This window comes from Vibrio sp. 10N.222.55.B11 (assembly GCF_041473705.1).
Classification (GTDB): Bacteria; Pseudomonadota; Gammaproteobacteria; order Enterobacterales; family Vibrionaceae; genus Vibrio; species Vibrio crassostreae_C.
The window spans coordinates 4,730-5,067 of record NZ_JBFRST010000094.1 but is presented as its reverse complement, the minus strand read 5'-3'; the positions used below and the strand labels follow the sequence as shown (position 1 = coordinate 5,067).

1 protein-coding gene is annotated in these 338 nt (G+C 47.3%); it reads left to right on the top strand.

Translation table 11 applies throughout. From position 1 onward, the window contains the following. A partial coding sequence (traF, locus tag AB4503_RS24140) for a conjugal transfer protein TraF (protein ID WP_372115832.1) occupies nt 1-338 on the top strand: 338 nt, incomplete at both ends.

Genomic DNA, 338 nt, shown 5'->3' with positions numbered 1-338 from the left:
CACTGGAGGATAAGAAGAAAACCGACGCGGTTGAAAAGATGAAACAAGACGGATGGGGCTTTTTCTTTGTTTATGAAGGAAAAGATACGCTAAGCCAGCAACTCGCCCCGTCCATTCAAGCGTTTGCTGACCAATACCATTTTGAGCTCCTTGGGATCAGTAATGATGAAACCTTCATCACTCACCTCAAAGAAAACCGCCACAACCAAGGAAAAGTCACGGTGCCTTTTACGCCCGCCTTGATTTTGGTGCATCCAAGCACTGGAGAGATGAAGCCACTGGCGTACGGCTGGATAAGCCAAAATGATTTAATTGGGCGCTTTTACAACGTCGCCACC